This is a genomic window from Chitinophaga sp. 10T418, assembly GCF_056394125.1.
Window position 1 is genome coordinate 127,636 of sequence record NZ_JBFTHG010000008.1, and the last position, 19,068, is coordinate 146,703.

11 protein-coding genes and 2 tRNA genes are annotated in these 19,068 nt (G+C 44.2%); 1 reads left to right on the plus strand and 12 read right to left on the minus strand.

What is annotated here, in order from left to right; all coding sequences use genetic code 11:
• Window positions 1–69 precede the first annotated feature (69 nt).
• Complete coding sequence (locus AC1DCV_RS23165) at window positions 70–723, plus strand: protein-L-isoaspartate(D-aspartate) O-methyltransferase (RefSeq protein ID WP_477025372.1); 654 nt, start codon at window positions 70–72, stop codon at window positions 721–723.
• Window positions 724–800: 77 nt separating this feature from the next.
• Here AC1DCV_RS23165 and AC1DCV_RS23170 read toward each other — a convergent pair whose 3' ends face one another.
• The 12 genes from AC1DCV_RS23170 to AC1DCV_RS23225 all read right to left on the minus strand — a co-directional run bounded on the left by AC1DCV_RS23170 (window position 801) and on the right by AC1DCV_RS23225 (window position 18,522).
• Window positions 801–1,898, minus strand: a complete 1,098-nt coding sequence (locus AC1DCV_RS23170) for a redoxin family protein (protein ID WP_477025373.1) — start codon at window positions 1,896–1,898, stop codon at window positions 801–803.
• Window positions 1,899–1,918: 20 nt separating this feature from the next.
• The gene (locus AC1DCV_RS23175; protein ID WP_477025374.1) at window positions 1,919–3,373 is read right to left on the minus strand and encodes a PKD-like family lipoprotein; all 1,455 of its coding nucleotides are present in this window, start codon (window positions 3,371–3,373) and stop codon (window positions 1,919–1,921) included.
• A 36-nt stretch (window positions 3,374–3,409) separates the two neighbouring features.
• Complete coding sequence (locus AC1DCV_RS23180; protein ID WP_477025375.1) at window positions 3,410–4,108, minus strand: DUF4843 domain-containing protein; 699 nt, start codon at window positions 4,106–4,108, stop codon at window positions 3,410–3,412.
• Between the two features lie 30 nt (window positions 4,109–4,138).
• On the minus strand, window positions 4,139–5,569 hold the full coding sequence (locus AC1DCV_RS23185; RefSeq protein ID WP_477025376.1) for a RagB/SusD family nutrient uptake outer membrane protein: 1,431 nt from the start codon (window positions 5,567–5,569) through the stop codon (window positions 4,139–4,141).
• Window positions 5,570–5,587: 18 nt separating this feature from the next.
• Window positions 5,588–8,977, minus strand: coding sequence for a SusC/RagA family TonB-linked outer membrane protein (locus AC1DCV_RS23190; RefSeq protein ID WP_477025377.1), 3,390 nt, complete (start codon window positions 8,975–8,977; stop codon window positions 5,588–5,590).
• Between the two features lie 225 nt (window positions 8,978–9,202).
• On the minus strand, window positions 9,203–10,252 hold the full coding sequence (locus AC1DCV_RS23195; RefSeq protein WP_477025378.1) for a FecR family protein: 1,050 nt from the start codon (window positions 10,250–10,252) through the stop codon (window positions 9,203–9,205).
• Window positions 10,253–10,363: 111 nt separating this feature from the next.
• Window positions 10,364–10,945, minus strand: a complete 582-nt coding sequence (locus tag AC1DCV_RS23200; RefSeq protein ID WP_477025379.1) for an RNA polymerase sigma factor — start codon at window positions 10,943–10,945, stop codon at window positions 10,364–10,366.
• A 189-nt stretch (window positions 10,946–11,134) separates the two neighbouring features.
• Complete coding sequence (locus AC1DCV_RS23205; RefSeq protein WP_477025380.1) at window positions 11,135–13,609, minus strand: TonB-dependent receptor; 2,475 nt, start codon at window positions 13,607–13,609, stop codon at window positions 11,135–11,137.
• A 169-nt stretch (window positions 13,610–13,778) separates the two neighbouring features.
• Window positions 13,779–16,349, minus strand: a complete 2,571-nt coding sequence (locus AC1DCV_RS23210; RefSeq protein ID WP_477025381.1) for a TonB-dependent receptor — start codon at window positions 16,347–16,349, stop codon at window positions 13,779–13,781.
• 188 nt (window positions 16,350–16,537) lie between these two features.
• A complete protein-coding gene (locus AC1DCV_RS23215) occupies window positions 16,538–17,128 on the minus strand; it encodes a DUF445 domain-containing protein (protein ID WP_477025382.1) in 591 nt (196 codons plus the stop codon).
• 790 nt (window positions 17,129–17,918) lie between these two features.
• A tRNA-His gene (locus tag AC1DCV_RS23220) sits at window positions 17,919–17,992 on the minus strand.
• 456 nt (window positions 17,993–18,448) lie between these two features.
• Window positions 18,449–18,522, minus strand: a tRNA-His gene (locus AC1DCV_RS23225).
• Between the last annotated feature and the right edge of the window lie 546 nt (window positions 18,523–19,068).

Consider the following 19,068-nt stretch of genomic DNA (forward strand, 5'->3'; position numbering starts at 1 on the left):
AAACGAATGTTGGAAATTACAGATTCCAAAATACATTGAAAATCGCCCGTAATGGTTAATTTTGCGGCCATGAGGCGGTATGAAGATACTTATAAACAAAAAGGATTACGCAAACAGTTAGTTGATAGTATCCGTCAGAAAGGTATTACAGATGAAAATGTACTGGCGGCTATTGGCAATATTCCCCGGCATTTTTTCCTTGATACGGCTTTTGAGAGTATAGCCTACGACGACAGGGCCTTTCCTATCGGGGAAGGACAAACTATTTCACAACCTTATACGGTGGCCTATCAGAGCCAGTTGCTGGAAATCAAACCCTATGAGAAGGTGCTGGAAATAGGCACAGGCAGTGGCTACCAGGCCTGTGTGCTGGCGGAGCTGAAAGCCAGCGTTTTCAGCATAGAACGGCAACGTAAGCTCTTTGACCAGGTAAAACTGTTTCCCTTTAAGTCCCAGTACCCCAATCTCCGCTTATTTTATGGAGATGGCTACGAGGGCTTGTCTACCTATGCCCCTTTTGACAAGGTGCTGGTAACGGCCGCTGCGCCGCATATTCCGGAAAAACTGCTGCAACAGATGAAAGTAGGAGGTAAGATGGTGATTCCGGTGGGTGGACAGGATGTACAGCGTATGTTGCGGATTACGAAAATCAGTGACACAGAGAACGAGCAGGAGCTGTTCGACAATTTCTCTTTTGTGCCTATGCTGGCCGGAAAGAAGTAAATGATATAGAACGATAAAAGAAGAGGCGGTATAAAAGTGATTTTAAACTTTTATACCGCCTCACCTTTTTTAAGCCATTATTTTTTAAATACTTCTTCCAGTTTCTTTTCCAGGTCCTCTCCACGCAGGTTTTGCGCAATTATTTTCCCGGTACCATCCATGATAAAGTTGGCGGGGATGCCTGAAATACCAAACTCCAATACCGGGTTGCTTTTCCATCCTTTCAGATCAGAAACATGCGTCCAGGTCAGGCCGTCTTTACCCACCGCTTTCAACCAGGCTTTTTTATCGGTATCCAGTGATACGCCCAGGATATCGAAGCCTTTGTCATGGAAACGTTGATACGCTTTTACCACATTGGGATTTTCAGCACGGCAGGGACCACACCAGCTGGCCCAGAAATCTACCAGCACTACTTTGCCTTTATAGTCAGATAGCTTTACGGGTTTACCGGTAGTATCCGGAAGAGACATGACTGGACGGGCGCCTACACTCATTTTGGCGTGCTTATCAAGCGCCGCTTTGATCGCCTGTCCATAGTCTGTTTTCTTTGCCGGCGCAGCGAGCAGTTGCCAGGCCGCAGCGGCCTTTTCCGGGTAGGAATACATGATATACCTTTCCAGTACAACCGCTGCGGATGCAGGGGAGGCAGGAGATTTTTTTATAAAAGCAGTAACGGTGCTATCGAGTTCCTTATCTAAATCAGCAAATGCGGTGGTGACAGCTTTACGCTCCACGCTATCTTTATTTTTCTCTGCTGCGTCAGCACGACCGTATAATTTACCGGCCTTCTGGCGGATAGCTTCCCATTGGGCATCCCATACTCTATAGAGCGGATCTGTTGAAGAGCCGGTAATTTTTGCGTTCGACATGGAATCCTTCCCGGCAATAAACGTAATATTGCTGTTTTCCAGGAACAAAGATCCGCCACCATTCTGGTGCTCCAGCCATATGGTATATAGCTGCGGGGAACTCACTTTACCTTTAAAAGTAAACTTACCATTTTTCAGCATGGTGGAGTCAGGCTTATGATCGGGGATCATAAACGTATTCAGATATATCTTGCCGGTATCCTGGCCATGGATCACGCCATTAATCGTATAGCCCTTTCCGTTTTGTGCCTGCACAGAAAGCATGCCGGTAACGGCAGCCAGCAGGGCGATTGATTTCTTCATATTAATAGTGGGTTTTGATGTTATGCAGCTTTATAGGTCATGCTTACAATTTTGCCGAATCCGGTAAATACTTTTACGTCCTGGAAATCACCCAAAGGACTGATTTTATAACGATACAGTTTTCCCTCCGTACCATTCCAGGTGCCTACCATTACATCGTTGCCGGTACACTGCAGGTACGTTACCTGCTCTCCGGCCGGAATGGGTTTGATTACGCGGGCTTTGCCGGAAGGAATATCATACAGGTGGATATTATTATTCACCAGGAAATAGATCTGCTGTAATTTCCTGGAGCTGGTCATTTTGGAGAAAGTTGCCAGTTCTGGCGCATCACCCGTGATCAGTTTTTTAGCAATAGCGGGATCTGAGCGGTTGGCATCTATCTGGTATAAATAAATATTGCCATTATCTTTAAAAATGGCATTATTCAGATAAGGTGCATTGCCCTGATCCATGGCCAACAGATCCAACCCAATATTGCGCATATCGAAATAACTACCAGCCTGCGGAGCACTGAAAGCCACCAATGAAGGGATCAGGGAAGCACCTGAGAGATACACAAAGCCTTTACTTTTTGTATCATAGAAGAAAGCCGTATACGGCGTTTTTTCATCCGTATAAGGCTGCGGACCAACACCGGTATAGGAAGAAAAATAATAATCATCGCCTTTGCCGCCCGGGAAAGGAAGTGTATTCAGGTATTTTACATCTCCCGGAAAACCTCCGGCAAAACGTGCATGCAAAAGCCCGTTGTTAATCAGGATATATACACCGGTGTTAATTTGCCTGAACTTTTGCGGATGAAATACGGCCGGTGTTTCCCAGAACCACCTGGTATAATCCGTGAGCTTTGTCATTTGGGTATACTCCAGTTCTATGGCGTTATCTGCGCCAAACATCCACACGGATTTGTCGCCGTAATGGTTGGTTGTAGCTACCTGCAACGGATTATTCAGCGTATAGTCTTTATTCAGCTCCGTGAAAATATGATGGAAAGAAGTATCTGTCCCCAGGATAATCGTCATATCCGTTTTACCGGCCAGGTCTTCCATCACCAACCATCCTTCGCTGAAACGGTTGATCACCTTGAGGTTGAAAAATTTAAAATAAGACACGCCGGAAGCCTTTACCGTTACTTTGTAAATAAGCCGGTAGATGCCAGGCTTTACACKGATTGACTGATGCAGATAACGGGTGCTGTCCAGGATGTATACCGGGTATGCATCTTCAGAATCGTTCTGGTGGATACTCCATTCATACACCAGTCCTTTGTCACCCACAGGAATAGATTCCTTGATATCCGGTTTCACTGTTAAGGTATCAAACTGCAGTACAGCAGCTACCGCCGTAGTATCGGAGATTGTAATTTCATTGATAGGTTTAACGTCTTTATTGCTGTTGTCTTTCAGGCAGCCGGACAGCGTGAGCATCAGCAGCAGTAAAACACCTGACCAGTTATATATCGACAATTTCATATTGCAACTTTTAGGATAAAGAAAAAAAGTGACAGGTTAAATGGCTGGAAAGGTTACCCGGTTGCCATTTTCGTCTATCAGCGGACCATTCTCATTTTCATACTTCACCAGTTCCACGCGCATTTTCTGCAGGATAGACATGATCTCGGAGAACTGTGCCCCGGTACCCATCGTAATGGCAGTAGTGCCCAGTCTTGATACCATAAACTGGTGTTTGGTCAATGAATAGGCGCCGTAAAAGAAGTCGCTCCAGTCGGCCGGCTTCAGCAGCTTATCCGTTACCCTTACCTGGTAATTCAGACTGTTGCCGAATCCTGCGGCAAAATCATCGGAGGAGGCTATACGAAAATAAATAGAGAACACTTTGTCTTTCATGTCTGCGGTGCGGAACAGGTATACCGGAAACTTAATAGCATATTGACCAGCCTTTATAACGGTGGGGCCTATATCAAAATGTTTTCCTTTTACAGCAGTGGAGCTGTCTGCGATCACGAGATTAAATTTTCTGTCTGCGTTTGTAGCCAGTCCGCTGATCCGGATATTGAGGTACACTGTATCTTTCAATACAGTATCAGGCTTAACCACGAAAGTATAATTGATGCTATCGGGCATTACAAAATCCCTTGAGAAATAGATAGCAGGGGCTTCTTTATACATCAGCCGCTCTTCTTTACCACATGCACTTACCAGCAGGTATAATATGGCTGTTGCTATCAGCCTGGAAATATTTTTCATGTTTGATGATTTATGAAGATGCAGATATGATTACTTTCCAAACTCTATTTCCTGGTTAGGCAATGGCAGTACATACTGCGTGTTATTGATGGTACCATTCAGGGAGCCTTCAATTTTAGCCAGGTTTAACCGTTTGTAATAGAAGAAGAGTTGTCCCAGGCAGATAAAATCCTTGCGATACTCCTTGAATATTTCATTCTGCAAAGTAGTTGCATCCAGGCCGGCCGGCAGTTCTGCAATGTTGCGGGCAGACCTGATCTTATTCAGCCATTTGAGTCCTTCTGCAGGAGAAGGTTCACTTTCGGCCGCGATGTAATACATCTCTGAGAGCGATATTACAGGGATTCTTTTCTTCAGTTCTTCCCTGTTTTCATCTATCTGCCAGAGCTTACCGGGGAAAATAATTCCATTGCTTACGCTCCACAGGCTGTTGCTCACAAAGCGGATGTCGGTGCTTCCACCTGATGTGGTTTCGAACACTGCTTTTCTGCGTTCTTCCGTAACGGTAAATTTCTTGTATATCTTGTCGCCGGTAGCCATCATGAAATAGCTGGTCACCGGATCTTTTAGTTTGGAAACATAGATCGCAAATATGTGTTCCGGTGTAAAGGTTCTGTCGAGATCTTTCGCATTGGCAGTCAGTTCTGCAGATGTGATGAAACGAAAGTTATTGCTGGCGATGACTTCTTTCGCGTAAGGAAGTGCATGTACTTTATCGTTGTTATAGAGATAGAGCCTTGCCAACAACGCTTTTACTGCCCAGTAATTCATCCGGTTTTTGCGGAAGGCGAGGAAGTCATCGTTGCCACCAGGATTGGTCATTTGCGGATATACTTTCAATAATGCTTCTGCTTCTTTCAGGTCTTTTTCACAAAGCGCTATCACCTCGCTTACTTTCAAACGTGCCTGTGGTGTAACGGTAAAGGCGATTATGTAAGGAATGGCGGGGGCATTGGCATCTGACTTTGGCGAGGGCGCATATAAGCGCAGCAGGTCGAAATGCAGGAATGCTCTCAGCGCCAGTGCTTCCCCTTTAATGATATTATAATTATCCGCAGCAAAGATGGATTTTTTGTCATCAATGTTCTTCAGGATGTAATTTGTTTGTGCAATGGTGGCATACATACTGCCCCAGATATTATTGATAATAGCTGTTATGCCGGCATTGTTATATTGATAGGTAGCCGCGTAGAAAAAGTCGTGGTCTATTTTCGTGGTGTTATCGTATCCCTGCGACAGCACTTCCAGGAAGCTGAAGGTGAGGTTGGCACCGTACAGTTGTCCGTCGGCTGCTTTCTGATAGCTGCCGTACAATGCATCTTTAAATCCCTGTTCTGTAGAAAACTGTTCTGATTCCTTGATCTCTGTTTTGGGCCTTACATCCAGCCATTTCTTGCAGGAAGTGAGTGTGAGTGCGGCCGAGGAAGCTACCAGGAAAAGTATATTGCGTAGATGTTTCATGTTCAGATTCCTTTAAGATTAAAAAGTAGTTTGTAACTGTAACGTGAAGCTGCGGCTGAAAGGATAGTCCAAACCTCTTTCCCGCTTAATGCTTGACCACCAGAACAGTTGATTGGTAAAGAGTGTCACCTTGGTATCGTGCAGGCGTAACCGTGCATTCTGCGCGTCACTTAAACGATAATACAGTGAAGCGCTTTCGAGGCTCAGCCAATCATCTTTTTGTACAAAGCGTGAGGTGGCGTAGGTGGTAGAGGTGATGGTATATCCATTGTTATCTACAATGCCTTTGTAAAAGGTAACATCTCCCGGCTTTTTCCAGCGCTCTTCAAATACGCGGCGATCCACATTGAGACTCATATCTGCGCTTTCTACTCTGTCGACCAGTGTTTGGTTATAAGTATAGCCGCCGAACCTGTAGCGGAAGTAAAGGTTTACCCCGAAGCCTCTTTTTTCAAAGTTGGTTCCGAAGGTGCCCTCCAGGGTGGCGCGTGCATCGCCTACAATTACCTGGTCCAGCGGATCGTACACTGTAGTGGTAGTGCCGTTGCGGGTGCGGTAAATTTCCCTTCCGGAAGAAGGGTCGATGCCCAGTGATGGCACTGCCCATATAGCAGTCGTACTGCGACCTTCCGCAAACCTGGCCAATGGCGCAGTGCTGAGTGATTCTGTATTCTTTTTGTTGAGTTGTTCCAGGGTATTGGAAATCTTCTCAATCTTATTCTGCACATGGAAACCGTTGGCAAACACTGACCAGCTGTCGCGGTTACGGGGATTTGAGAAAATGGTATAACGCAGGTTTACTTCGTATCCTTTACTTACCACATCACCCATATTATCCATGTACATAGAGAAGCCGGTAGACGGAGCAGTAGTGATAGATACTACAGATCCTTTTGTTTTCTCCTGGAAATAGTTGGCTGTTATGTCCAGTCGTTTGAAGAAAGTACCATCAATACCAACATTACTTTTTGCAGTTTGCTGCCAGGCAAGGTTGGGATTGCCAAAGCCCAGCAGGGAAGTACCGAGGTGATATAAGTAATCCTGGTCGGTGTAATACTTGCTGGTAGTAAGTCCGAGGTAGCTGGCAAAATTTGAGGAGCCGGTGTAACCATATGAGTAGCGTAATTTCAGGCGGTTAATAGCAGCACTGTTTTTCAGGAAGCTTTCGTTATGAAGATTCCAGCCGCCGCCTACGCTCCAGAAGGAAGCAAAACGCTTGTTGGCGCCGAATTGTGACGAGCCATCCAAACGGTAGGATACATCCAGCAGGTAGCGGTTATCGTACGCATAGCTTAGGTTGGCAAAATATCCCAGCAGGCGGGTAAGTCCTTCCAGGCCTAATGGGCGGGCACCTGTTTTGTAACCATTTCCGAGTGATACCTGGTCCAGTTTATCGTTGGGGAAACCGTTGATGGTATATGATTCTGAAGTCAGTTTATCCTGTCGGATGGTAGTACCCAGCGAACCAAAGAACATATGTGATCCGAAGGATTTATTCAGGTCTGCCATAAAAGACCCGTCAATGGTGTTTCTCAGGCCATAGCCTTTGGTATAGGATCCTTTTTCATAATAGCGTTCTATGGGAATACTATCGAATGAGGTATGCTGTGCCGGAAGGAAATTATCTCCACCGGTGGTAGTGCGCTGGTAAGCAAAACGGGCGGTAAAGCGCAGCCATTCTTTCGCCTGCCACTGTGCAAAAAAGTTATTTGTTATATTTTGCTGGGTCGCCTGATCTACGGTGTGTAATGATACGTTGTAAACAGGGTTCAGTTGTGAAGCCAGGCGTGCGCCATCGTAAAACCGGATATCTTCCAGGTAGTACTTTGGGCGTCCGTCTGCATCGTAAGGCGACCAGTAAGGATTTAATTTGGTATAGGTATAAAATGAACCATAGGGTGAATTAACAGACTTGTTAAAATTGAGAGTGAGATCGTTCCTGAATATGAAATTTTTATAGCGATAGGATAAATAGGTGTTACCGGAAATATTCTGCCGGCTGGAGCCTTTCATGACACCTTCTGTGGTATTATAGGTACCGTTGAGACCATACAATATTGATTCAGAACCACCTTCCACATAGAGGTTATGGGTGTTGCCAATACCGTTACGCAGGGGAACATTGAGCCAGTCGGTATTGATACCTTTGGCTACTTCCGCCAGTCGGTAGTTGTATAGAAAATCTTTTCTTTCCTGCCAAACCGGGTTGGGGTAGCCATTGTACAATCCAGCCTCTTTTTCCAGTTGTAGTTTTTCTTTTGAGTTAACCAGGTCATATCCTTTCAGGTCAGGTAACTCTGCAACAACACTACCGGTATAGGTTACACGTAAGCGACCTTCGCGCGGCCGGATAGTTTCAATCACAATAACGCCGTTGGCTGCACGGGAACCGTAAATGGAAGTGGCTGCGGCGTCTTTTAAAATAGTTACTTTGGCGATACGATTCATATCAAAATCGTTTACCCGTTGCAGTGATACCTCGAAGCCATCCATGATGAACAGTGGTGTATTGGGGCTGGTAGTGAAGTCGTATACATTGCTTTGATTGGTTCCATTCAGACTTCCCAGGCTGTTGCCGCCTCTTACCACTACATTGGGCAATGCGTTGGGATTGGAGCCGGCATTGATGTTTTGAGGCATCTGGAAAGAAGGGTCGAGGGCACTGAGTGCACTGAGTACACTGTTACCGGATACCTTGGTCAGTTCTTCTTTGGTATAGGAAGTAGCTGCACCCGTGAAGTTTTCTGCCGGTCTGGAAAACAAACCGGTGACTACTACTGCATTCAGTGATTTGGAACTGGTGCTGAGTTTAATGGTGAGATTGGCAGATTTGCGCACTTCCACTTCTTTTGACTCGTAACCTACGTAGGTGATCTGTAGTACGGCTTTACCAGCGGAAAGGGTCACCGGTAATCTAAAAGCACCTACTTCGTTGGAAGTGGTGCCATTGAGTATTTTGTTTCCCTTTTCAATAATAGTGGCGCCCACTATCTGGTCGCCACTTTTTTCATCGAGGATACGGCCGGTTATAATAGTTTGTTGTTGTAGCTCCGCCTCCACGTTGTCGGTGATACCCGGATTGGTGGCAGGTTTTACAAACAATACCACGCTGCTGTCTACCTCCCGGTAAGCCAGGTTGGTATTTTCCAGTACCGCATTCAGGGTAGCACTTACAGAGCGGCTGGCGGTGGGCAGTGTAATATGTTTGTATTTTGCTACAGCAGTTGGCGGATAAGCAAAAAGAAATCCGCTGGCCTGCTCAATTTTTTTAATGGCACTGTGGAGTGTTTCATCTCTCAGGCCCAGTGTAATTGTTTTCTTTCCCAGTTCCTGTGCTGACAGCGGTGAGGCTGGCAGGAGCTGAACGGATAATGCCAGCAGAAAAAAATACAAGAAAATGATCTTCATAATAAAACCTGTTTTGCCCTTTTTCTTAATGTATGGTTGGTTGATTCGCATAGGGACATAGCGATCCCTCACGGAGATTAGATCCATAATTCTGATGGTTGATTTTTAGATAATTACTATTAAAAAATGGCAACTATACGCGGTGCACAACGCGCTGTACCGGGTGAAGATCTTCACCGATATTATATTCCGTTTGTTGACTAATGACTGTCTATAAGCGTTTATTTATTGGTTGGCACATCCTTCGCCGTTCAGTACTACCTTATCATTCGGATAAATGGTGTACCCGGCATTTGCCACACTGCAAATAATCGTCAGCACTTTCTCCAAAGGCTGATTATGAAAAAATGATCCTGCGATGCGGCAGTGTTTTAATGACTCATTGGCAAATAATATTTTCACATGATACTTATCTCCAATCATAACAGCAGCTTCTTCCATACTCACATCATCCAGGACGAGGAATTCATCTTTCCATTTCACGACTTCCATACTTTTCACCTGCGCCCGCGTCACGGTACTGGTAAGCATATTTACGGATAGCTGTTGATCCGCCACCAATACGCCGTAGCTGTTTTTTTCATCTGCTACTTTCACTTTTCCCCTGGTAACTGTTACCACTACACGTTGTTGGTCAGCCGATGTTTTTACATTAAAAGCCGTTCCCAATACCTGTGTACTGAGTTTACCCGTTTTCACGATAAAGGGTTTACCTACCACTTCTTTAATATCAAAATAGGCTTCTCCCCATAGTCTTACTTCTCTTTTATCACCTTTAAAGTCGCGGTTATATTCCAGGCGGCTGTTATCCGCCAGTAACACGGTACTTCCATCAGGCAGCCTTACAAATTTCGATTGTACTTCTACCACTTCTTCTTCAGCTGCTACTTTAGCGACCGGCAAAGCATTAGCGACCGGTGGCTTTTTCTCATGGGTTTGCCACCACCAGCCCGCGAAAGGCAGTGTCAGTAAACCACTTATCACAGCAGCTATCGCGAGCCTGCGCATGCCGCGGCGGCGATTTGTTTTAAGCGGGATGATGCTGGCGATATGTGATTCGGCAGACATAATATTGCCGATCATTTCATGATAACGTTCAAATGAAACATCGGGTTCCATTACGCCGCTATCCCATTCCGCATCAATCCGGTCTTTTATTACTTCATCAAAGTTGCCTTTGTTAATCATTCCCCTCAATTCATCCCACTCTTCCCTGCTGGCTTTTCCGGCAAGGTATTTATCCATTAATTCATTGAATCCAGGGTTGTTCGACATAACGATTGCAATAACTTTACAGGAACTTACAGGTATCTTTCCAAAACTTACATAATAATAGACACCTGGTAAATTCCAATGGTGGAGGGTAAAAGGATATATTTTTTATTGTTATTTAATCAGGGACATTAGCAGGAGGATGCTAATGCTGCCGTTCAGGTAGCGGCGGATAGACTGTAACGCCCTGGCCATATGAGATTTCACGGTAACTGCGGAAATTTGCATGCGGTTGGCGATGTCCTCATGACTTAGTCCTTCTTCTTTGGCGAGCCGGTATACTTCCCGTTGCTGTGGCGACAATTGTTCCAGGGCAGCCCGGACAATTTCCTGGTATTGGTGTTCCTGTACGCGGTGGTCAGTATCGTTAACCATTATATCCCTGCGCCCCAGCTCTTCGTGCGCAGCGGCTTCATTGGCCAACTTGCGGAACCGGTTAAGTACCAGGTTTCTTGTTACCACTTTAAGATAGGCATCCAGGTTTTTTACGTCAGAAAGACTTTCACGTTTCAGCCAGCACTTGAGGAATACATCCTGCACCACTTCTTCGGCGGTAGCCTGCGATCGCAGGAACCTGAATGCTACGGAATACACTTTTGTACGGTAGCGGCTAAAAAGCTCCGTAAAAGCATACTCACTGCCCTGTGCTAACAGCTTCAGCATTGTATTTTCATCGTAATTACCACGGGAAGCCATATCCACCTGTATATATGATTGCCCGACAAAATAGTTTAAAATATTTTAGTAAAAGCAAAAAAGGGTTGAGTTATCCGGGTAAGGGGCAAACAGGAAAGTATAGCGGTTGTAATAGGGTGGTAACATATGCGCGCCGTATCAATATGCCTGCAAAAAAAAGCGCCTCAATATGAGACGCCTCTTTTTTTATTAAAGCCTGCCTGTGCCTTCTTTCGGTTTCTCTTCTTCTTTTTTCTCTTCTTCTTCGGATGTATGTTTCTTTTTCTTGAACAGGTTAGGATCCATTTTGCCAAACCGGTACCGCACATTCAGGCGGATAAAGCGGGTGGCCCTTTTGCGGTCGTAGTCCTGTATAAAAGTAGCTGTTTCGTAATGTGAGCTGAACTGCTGCGAATTCAATATGTCGGAAATATTCAGAGCCACCACCAGCGCTTTTGTTTTCATGAACTCTTTACGGATACCCAGATCGATGCCATTCATGGCCTTGAAGGTTCCTTGCGGCTGTATCCTCGGAGAGCGGAAATGGCCGCCTAATTCAATACTAAACCTGCCGGGTATACGAAACTGGGTATTACCGTTTAGTCCGTAGCTGAAGTTTTCGTTATTGACGGTAATGCTGGTGAGCTTATTATATTCGAGGTTCAGGTTGGCCCATACTTTCCACCATTTGGTCAGGTTTAAGCTGTAGGACACATTACCTCCTATATTCTGCTGGGTAGCCAGGTTCATAGGTTTGGTGGTGGTTACGCCTGAAATGGTGTCCAGCGTACTGATACGGTCAATGTTGTCATTGGTTTGCGCGTAGTAGGTACTTGTGCTCAGGTAATTATTTGATTTAGGATAATACACTGAGTAGCTGACTTCAAATTTATGAGACAATGCAGGCTGTAGCTCCGGGTTTCCCGTCCGGATGTTTTGCGGATCGGAGTTATTGATATATGGCAACAGCTGATCAAAATTGGGCCGGTCTATACGGGTAGAGTAGTTGAATACCAGGCTTTGGTTTTGATTCTTTGGTAAATTATACTTGAGAAATACGCTGGGAAACAGGTTAAAGAAGCGGTTGTTCACCGTGGTGTCCCTGGTTACGGAATAGCCTTTCAGGTAAGACTGTTCTGCACGTACTCCTACCTGGTAGCCCAGGTTGCCAATGGCGTTTGCAAAGTTGATGTATGCGCCGTAAATGTCTTCTTCATAATTATACTGATTAGACAAAGTAGGGCTTACTACGTAATTTTTCTCCGTCCAGTCGTACAGGGAGGCGATATAGTTATTGTCGATATGCCGCATGGTAGCTTTTACGCCGGTTTCCAGCTTACCTTTTTTCCCCATGGGAGAAGTGTAGTCCGACTGCAGATTCCAGAAGCGGTTTCCATTGTTACTGTAGTTGCTTTGTTTATCCGCATTGGGCAGGGTATCTACTCCTTTGTACTGATATTGTGTGTTATAGCTGCTGTTATTGTTGCTTTTATTGCCGCTGTAGCTGACATAGGCCGTCAGTTCCTGGTTTTCTTTCGCGAAAGTATGTTTGTAGTTAAGATTGGTGTTATTGTTATTGTTGTGGTTATCACTGTTGTTATCCCGGTTTCCGAAACGCAATGTTTCTCTTTTTTCATCCATGTAATTGAGGTAGATGTTATCCTCATTATCGCTCTTGCTGAAATTTAATCCCTGAGAGATCGTAAAGGTGTTATGATCGTCCATAAAATAATCGAAGCCAAAGCGTCCGCCATTGTTGCTGTTATTGTTAACGTTTTTACTGGTCTGGGAAAAGAAGGAAGTATTACTGCTGTCAGCAACCAGGTTTTGGCGTGAGCTGAGGCCACTGCCGTTTACGTGTTCATAGCGACCGTTATAGTTGCCGAAGAAATTAAAGCGTCTCAAACGAAGACTGGCATTTACGCTTCCGTTGGCTTCACCGCGGGTGGCGCCACCTGCATTGAACATGACGTTATAGCCGAAGGCTTTATCTTTTTTCAGTACGATGTTAATAATACCGCCGCTGCCGTTCGCTTCGAATTTAGCAGAGGGGTTATTGATGACTTCCACACGATCAATACTTTCCGCCGGGATCATTTGCAGCGCGGTTTTGGCATCTCCGAAAGGAGAGGGTTTGCCATCTACATAAATGGTCACGCTTTTACCTCTGAGGGTAATGTTATCATCTATGTCTACATCTACGCTGGGAATATTTTTTAGTATATCCGTTCCCGTGCCTCCTTCTGCATTAATCATGTTGCCAGCATCAAATACCTGCCGGTCTATCTGCATGGAGAAGGCTGGTTTTTCTGCTTTGATTTCCACGGCATTTAATACTTTGCCGGCAGAGTGCAGGCGCAGGGTTCCGGCGAGCGTATTTTTTCCTTCCACTACACGGATGGCTTTCTCCATTTTTTCGTAGCCCATGAAGGTGATACGTAAAACATATATACCAGGAACAATATTATTGAGTGTAAAATTGCCGGTGGGCGTAGTATATGCACCGGTCACCATCGTAGAGTCTGCCTGTTTGAGCAGTACTACAGATGCGTATTCAATGGGCTTTCCGGTAACAACATCTGCTACTTTGCCGGTAACTTTCAGTGCAGCCGGAATTGTCGTTTGTGCGTTGACGTTATAAGACATAACAAACAGCACCAACATGAGTGATAGAAAATTTCGCATGCGTGGATTTAGCAACTTTATAAGTGATACAACAACACCGTAAAAGTAATAGGCATAAGCTTAAACGTTGACGAAATATGATGAGTGGTAGCTAAAAAAACATGGCCGGCAGCAGTGCAGTTGCACTACTAACCGGCCTGTGGTTTGCATTCACCTTCTTTAATATGTTCTAGAAGCTCTGCATGGGATCGCCCATCTGCTGGTCACTTCCCTGATCTTTCTTTTTCTTTTTGAATAAGGATGCATCAAACTTGCCGAAGCGGTAGCTGAAGTTCAGTTTGAGTACACGTGATTCGCGTTTGCGGATATAATCCTGTGCGAAGCCTGGAGACACCTGGTTTAGTTCATACTGACGGGTATTGAAGATATCGGATAAGCTGAGCGTTAACGAGGCCGCTTTATTTTTCAGGAAGTCTTTTTTCACTGCAACATCAACGGTACTGAAGCCTTTGATAGTACCTTGTGCGGAAGATGGAATTTGGTTAAATCCACCACCACCGCCTCCGCCACCGCGACCACCGCCACCACCACCGGATGAAGGAAGTGCAATAGTAGGCGCCTGATAAGTGGCATTTACCTGTACGGTAAAGTTAGCAGGTAACTTTGTTTCTGAATTTATTTTAGCGAACCAGCTAAATCCATTGTTATCAAAATTCTGACCGTTGGCATTCACCTTCATATCTGTTTGATACAGGTTCACGTTGCTGGTAAGATCCCATCCTTTTAAGATCTGATTTTTTAAGGTCAGTTCCGCACCGTAGGAGTTACTTCTGTTGGCGTTGATGTACTGTGTTAGCAGCGTATCTGCACCAATGGGCGTACTGATGGTAGAAATCATATTATTGGTATTCCTGAAATAGATGCTACCAAGGAAGTTACTGTTGGCCCAGTTTTTCACGTAAGAAAATTCAAAGCTGTTGGTATATTCCGGTTTCAGGTTAGGATTCCCTTCGCGTTGATTTTGCGGATCGCTGTAATCGCGGTAAGGAATCAGCTGAAAGAAGTTAGGTCTGTTTACGCGGCGTGAATAGTTCAGCTGCAGTTCCTGATCGTGTTTTAATTTTTCCGACAGGAATAAGCTGGGATAGAATCCAGGTACGGCTTTGGTTGGTTTGTATTTTGTGCCTTCATTTTCTCCGGCATATACATATTGCTCTACGCGTAAACCAGCCTGGTAGCCGAAGTTGCCGATGGTACTGGCAAAATTGGCGTAGCCTGCATATATTTCTTCGTTGTATTTATAGTTGTTGGATAGCAGTGGGTTGTTGATAAATTTACCGGTGATGGTATCTTTATCAAATACATCGTACAAACTGGTGTAGTCACGCAAAGTGGCTTTGGCTCCCAGTTCCAGCTTCCCATTTTTTCCGATGGGATTGGTGTAATCCGTTTGGAAAGTCATGAAAGTTGTTTTGCCGGAAGTGGAGTTGTTTTGCAGCAGTGCTTGTCCAAGCGGATCTCCCATGGCATTTTTTGCCTGTGTGAGATAGTCGCCGCTGCGGTTGTTGGAACTCTTGTTATAGTTGATGTCTGCTGTCCATTCTTTATTAGGTTGTGCAAAAGTATGTTTGAAACTCAGCGTAGTCGTGTAGTTCCGGAAGTTGAAGTTGTTATTGTTTAAGCGATCACTGATACCGGTAACCTGATGATTTTTATCGGAGAAAGTGCTGGAGAGGTCTTCGTTATTTTTGAAATCTCCTGCAACTATATTTTGTGCCACCGAAATGGTGTTGCGGTTATCGAGCATATAATCCAATCCAAAACGTCCGAACTGAAACAGTGGTTTACTGGTGCTGTTGCTGTTCTGGAAGAGATAGTTGGTATCTGTTATTGCACCGCTGCGGTAATTGCTGCGGTTGGTAGTACCATCGGCCCAGTTGTGGTTGGAGTTGATATTGTAGTTGGCAAATACGTTGAATTTTCCCTGGCGTATATTGATATTACCGCCGCCGTTGTATTTATTGCCCGTACCGGCGCCAATGTTTACTGCACCATTGAAACCGGCTTTGCGGTTTTTCTTCAGCACAATATTTAGTATTCCTGACATTCCTTCTGCGTCATATTTAGCAGATGGATTGGTGACGAGTTCAATACTTTCGATGGCATCTGCCGGAATCTGATCCAGGGTGAGGGTAGAAGGTTTGCCATCTACAAAAATATTGGGAGAAGCATTACGTACGGTTACATTACCGTCCAGGTCAACGTTTACGGAGGGTACATTTTTTAGTACATCCTGTGCGGTACCGCCAACACTGGCAAGGTTGCGGTCTACGTTAAATACTTTTTTATCTATGCCCATGGCAAAGGCGCTCTTTTGCCCGGTAATTTCCACGCTTTGCAGTGTTTTTACATTCTGCGCCATTTTTATGTTACCCAGGTCCTGTTCCAGTGTTTGAGCGGTGATCATCACTTTCTTCTGCAGGCTGGTATAGCCCATGAAATTAACGCGCAGGATCATTGGGCCAAAGGGGAGATTTTCCAGGCTGAAATCACCATTTGATTTAGTGAGCATCCCGGTTACGAGGGAGGAGTCCCGTTGCTTTAATATGGTAACGGAGCCGTATTCGATTGGTTTCCCGGTTTTGGCATCGACCAGTTTACCGTACAAGTGGCCAATCTGTGGCATGTTGGGCCTTCCCTGTCCTTGTCCCTGCTGGGGGGCTGTTGCTTTAGGCGCCTGTGCAAAGGCGTTTACCTGCCACAAGAGTATACCAGCAATTACTGCATAGCATTTTTTCATCCTTATCGGTTTTTATCCGGACTTTCTTCTCAGATAAGGACAAATGTATCGGGGTACAGGTATGAATGGTTTGAGATTGTGATGAGCGGAATGATTGCCCGCAGGAAATCACAAAAATGACCGCTAAGAGGTCTTAACAGTAGTTAACAGAGTTGTCTTTTATCGTTTGTAACCCGGGCATATGAAGGTTATAACAGGGAGATACCCACGCAAATTAATCCGGTAATTAAACCGCTGATGGCACCCAACATTTTGAAGCTTTGCAGTTCTTTTTGCAGCAGATCATGGGTGATGGCTTCCAGTTTATCTGCGGAGATGCCTGCAATTTTTTGTGATACTATTTTTTCCAGGTCCAGGTCCTGTTGTACATTATCGAGGTATTGGCTGATCAATAATGGAAACAGGGTGTCGAGTTCTGCTACCAGGTGGGTTTTAATCTGGTTCACGATACTGTCGCCAATGAACATGGAAAGTACCGGCATGGCTTTCGGTAGTTTTTCCCTTAGAAAAGTATCGAGGTGTGCTTCTACTAACGGAATAATATTTCTGATCTTCTCCGGATCGGTGAGTTTGGTTTTGATATCGTCAAAAGAAAATAATTGTTTACCTACCAGTGTACCGAGACTATTGGCCAGCTGGGCTTGCCTTTTAGGGAATAAGCCTTGCAGAGTGAGGAAGCCTAGTTTAACGGGTTTGTATGGACGGAAAAGGAGGGTTACAGCGAGACTGTTGAGTAACCAACCAATGGCAGCAGCGATGAGGGGAAGAAAAAATATCATTATGCGTTATTAATTTTCAGTTTGCACAAATGTAGAAAATCAACGGGCAAAACAAATAATTAAAAAACAAAGTGGGCGCTGATAAATCAATTATTTTTAATGTAATTTTTGTCTATACCCGTAAACCTATGCTGTACCGCTTCAAGAAAAGCGTAATTGTTGATAGTTATAATAATGGATTTGTAAATACTGGTAAGCATCAACTTTTTAGTGTGTATGATGGCGAAAACATGATTGGTGAGTTTTACTATAATGCAAAGATGAGTTTTTTCTACTTTGGAGATACCCGGATGAAAATTGCGCCAGTGGGGAAGCGACTTTTCAAGGATATGTCTATTATAGATGACTATACGGGTACGATTGTTGGGAATTATGAAATTAACCAATGGATAGCAATAGGGCATAGGGAATCGATATGGCTAAATGGTATGGAGTATACTTTCCGGAAAATTAAGCCAGAGCTAAAATATTCCATGTTTAAAAAGCATAGCTGGGGGCAATACAGATATCGGGTCACAAATGGGATAGATGAAATGATCTATTATTTTAAGCTGGGTTTCTTTTGGGAGATGGGGAGCACTACTATCGACAGACCTTTTGAAGGGACGATTGAAGTAAGTAGTGATGATAAGATGGTTTTGTTTGCCAGTTTTTATTTCATTGGCGAATTATTGGAAGAGGATTTCATCAGGGGGGGATTGAAAAAAAATTCTTGTGAAGTCTCCGTCAGGATATCATCTATTAAAAAACAAAAAAGGCTTCCTTTTACAGAAGCCTTTTCATTTTTTCGGGTGATTGAAGGGTTTCGAACCCTCGACCCTCAGAACCACAATCTGATGCTCTAACCAACTGAGCTACAACCACCGTTTCCTAACGGTTAACCCGTTTTTCGGAGTGCAAATATAAGAGAATCTTTTTCTACTAAAGAAATTTTTCTCCATATTTTTTAAGATAATATTTTTCCTTCGGAAGAAGTGTAATTTTTTGTTTACCATTCTAAAATCCTTCCGAACTGTCTTTGGTGCCGCCACTATGGCCGATTCTGACCTCCGGCTTATCTTCATCATCCCCGCATCAAGTCCACCTCAAGTCCACCTCTGCTGCACTGCTTCTATATGTACATATCGGGTGTCAGGCATGCGCTCGACGGTGTCAACATAATGAATAGGTAATGTTGGCTATAATGATGGGTGTTTTATGCTTAAAATTTACGCTATTTCACAAATATTCAACCTGGTCCCAGGTTACCGCCAGCATTGATTTACGAGGGGTATAAAAACAAAAAAGGCTTCTTTTTACAGAAGCCTTTTTTAACGGTTGGGTGATTGAAGGGTTTCGAACCCTCGACCCTCAGAACCACAATCTGATGCTCTAACCAACTGAGCTACAACCACCGTATTTCGTTGTTGGGAGTGCAAAGATAAGCGAAACTATTTTTAAATTCCAAATACTTTGAATAAAAAATTTTCAAGGAATTACACATGAAGAGAAATTTATAAATGAATGAAGCGGAAAACAGGAGAAATAAAAGGGGCCTGCAATAGGAGCCAGGGCAGATGAAAATACCCTTGACAGATCAGCATTTATTTTTTTAGGTGAATGAATTTCATGTGTTATGCAATCATTTTTCATGTACCTGAAATCCTTTCCGCAGAGATAAAAATGTATCCACAAAATTGAGCAATATCTACACTATAGATTCCTGTCTAAAGTGAATGCAGGCACAGCCTTTCATCTTAATTTTCATAATTTCCACTCTCTTTTGCTCACTTCAGGAAAAGGTGTATCTTTGCGCACTTTCCCATTCCATTCCCATTTTTATAAGTAGTTGATAACCAACTGAATGTTGTTTTTATGGCATCGTTGAAGCCCCTGTTTTCGGGTTTCCTGATGTCGTTAAGCCTGGATATGTTAACCAGACAGGAATTTTTTTTAGGATT

Bases quoted from the DNA above. Each gene is read 5' to 3' on its own strand.
- AC1DCV_RS23165 (WP_477025372.1), top strand. From the start codon at position 70: ATGAGGCGGTATGAAGATACTTATAAACAAAAAGGATTACGCAAACAG.
- AC1DCV_RS23170 (WP_477025373.1), bottom strand. From the start codon at position 1,898: ATGAAGAAATCAATCGCCCTGCTGGCTGCCGTTACCGGCATGCTTTCT.
- AC1DCV_RS23180 (WP_477025375.1), bottom strand. From the start codon at position 4,108: ATGAAAAATATTTCCAGGCTGATAGCAACAGCCATATTATACCTGCTG.
- AC1DCV_RS23185 (WP_477025376.1), bottom strand. From the start codon at position 5,569: ATGAAACATCTACGCAATATACTTTTCCTGGTAGCTTCCTCGGCCGCA.
- AC1DCV_RS23190 (WP_477025377.1), bottom strand. From the start codon at position 8,977: ATGAAGATCATTTTCTTGTATTTTTTTCTGCTGGCATTATCCGTTCAG.
- AC1DCV_RS23195 (WP_477025378.1), bottom strand. From the start codon at position 10,252: ATGTCGAACAACCCTGGATTCAATGAATTAATGGATAAATACCTTGCC.
- AC1DCV_RS23200 (WP_477025379.1), bottom strand. From the start codon at position 10,945: ATGGCTTCCCGTGGTAATTACGATGAAAATACAATGCTGAAGCTGTTA.
- AC1DCV_RS23205 (WP_477025380.1), bottom strand. From the start codon at position 13,609: ATGCGAAATTTTCTATCACTCATGTTGGTGCTGTTTGTTATGTCTTAT.
- AC1DCV_RS23210 (WP_477025381.1), bottom strand. From the start codon at position 16,349: ATGAAAAAATGCTATGCAGTAATTGCTGGTATACTCTTGTGGCAGGTA.
- AC1DCV_RS23215 (WP_477025382.1), bottom strand. From the start codon at position 17,128: ATGATATTTTTTCTTCCCCTCATCGCTGCTGCCATTGGTTGGTTACTC.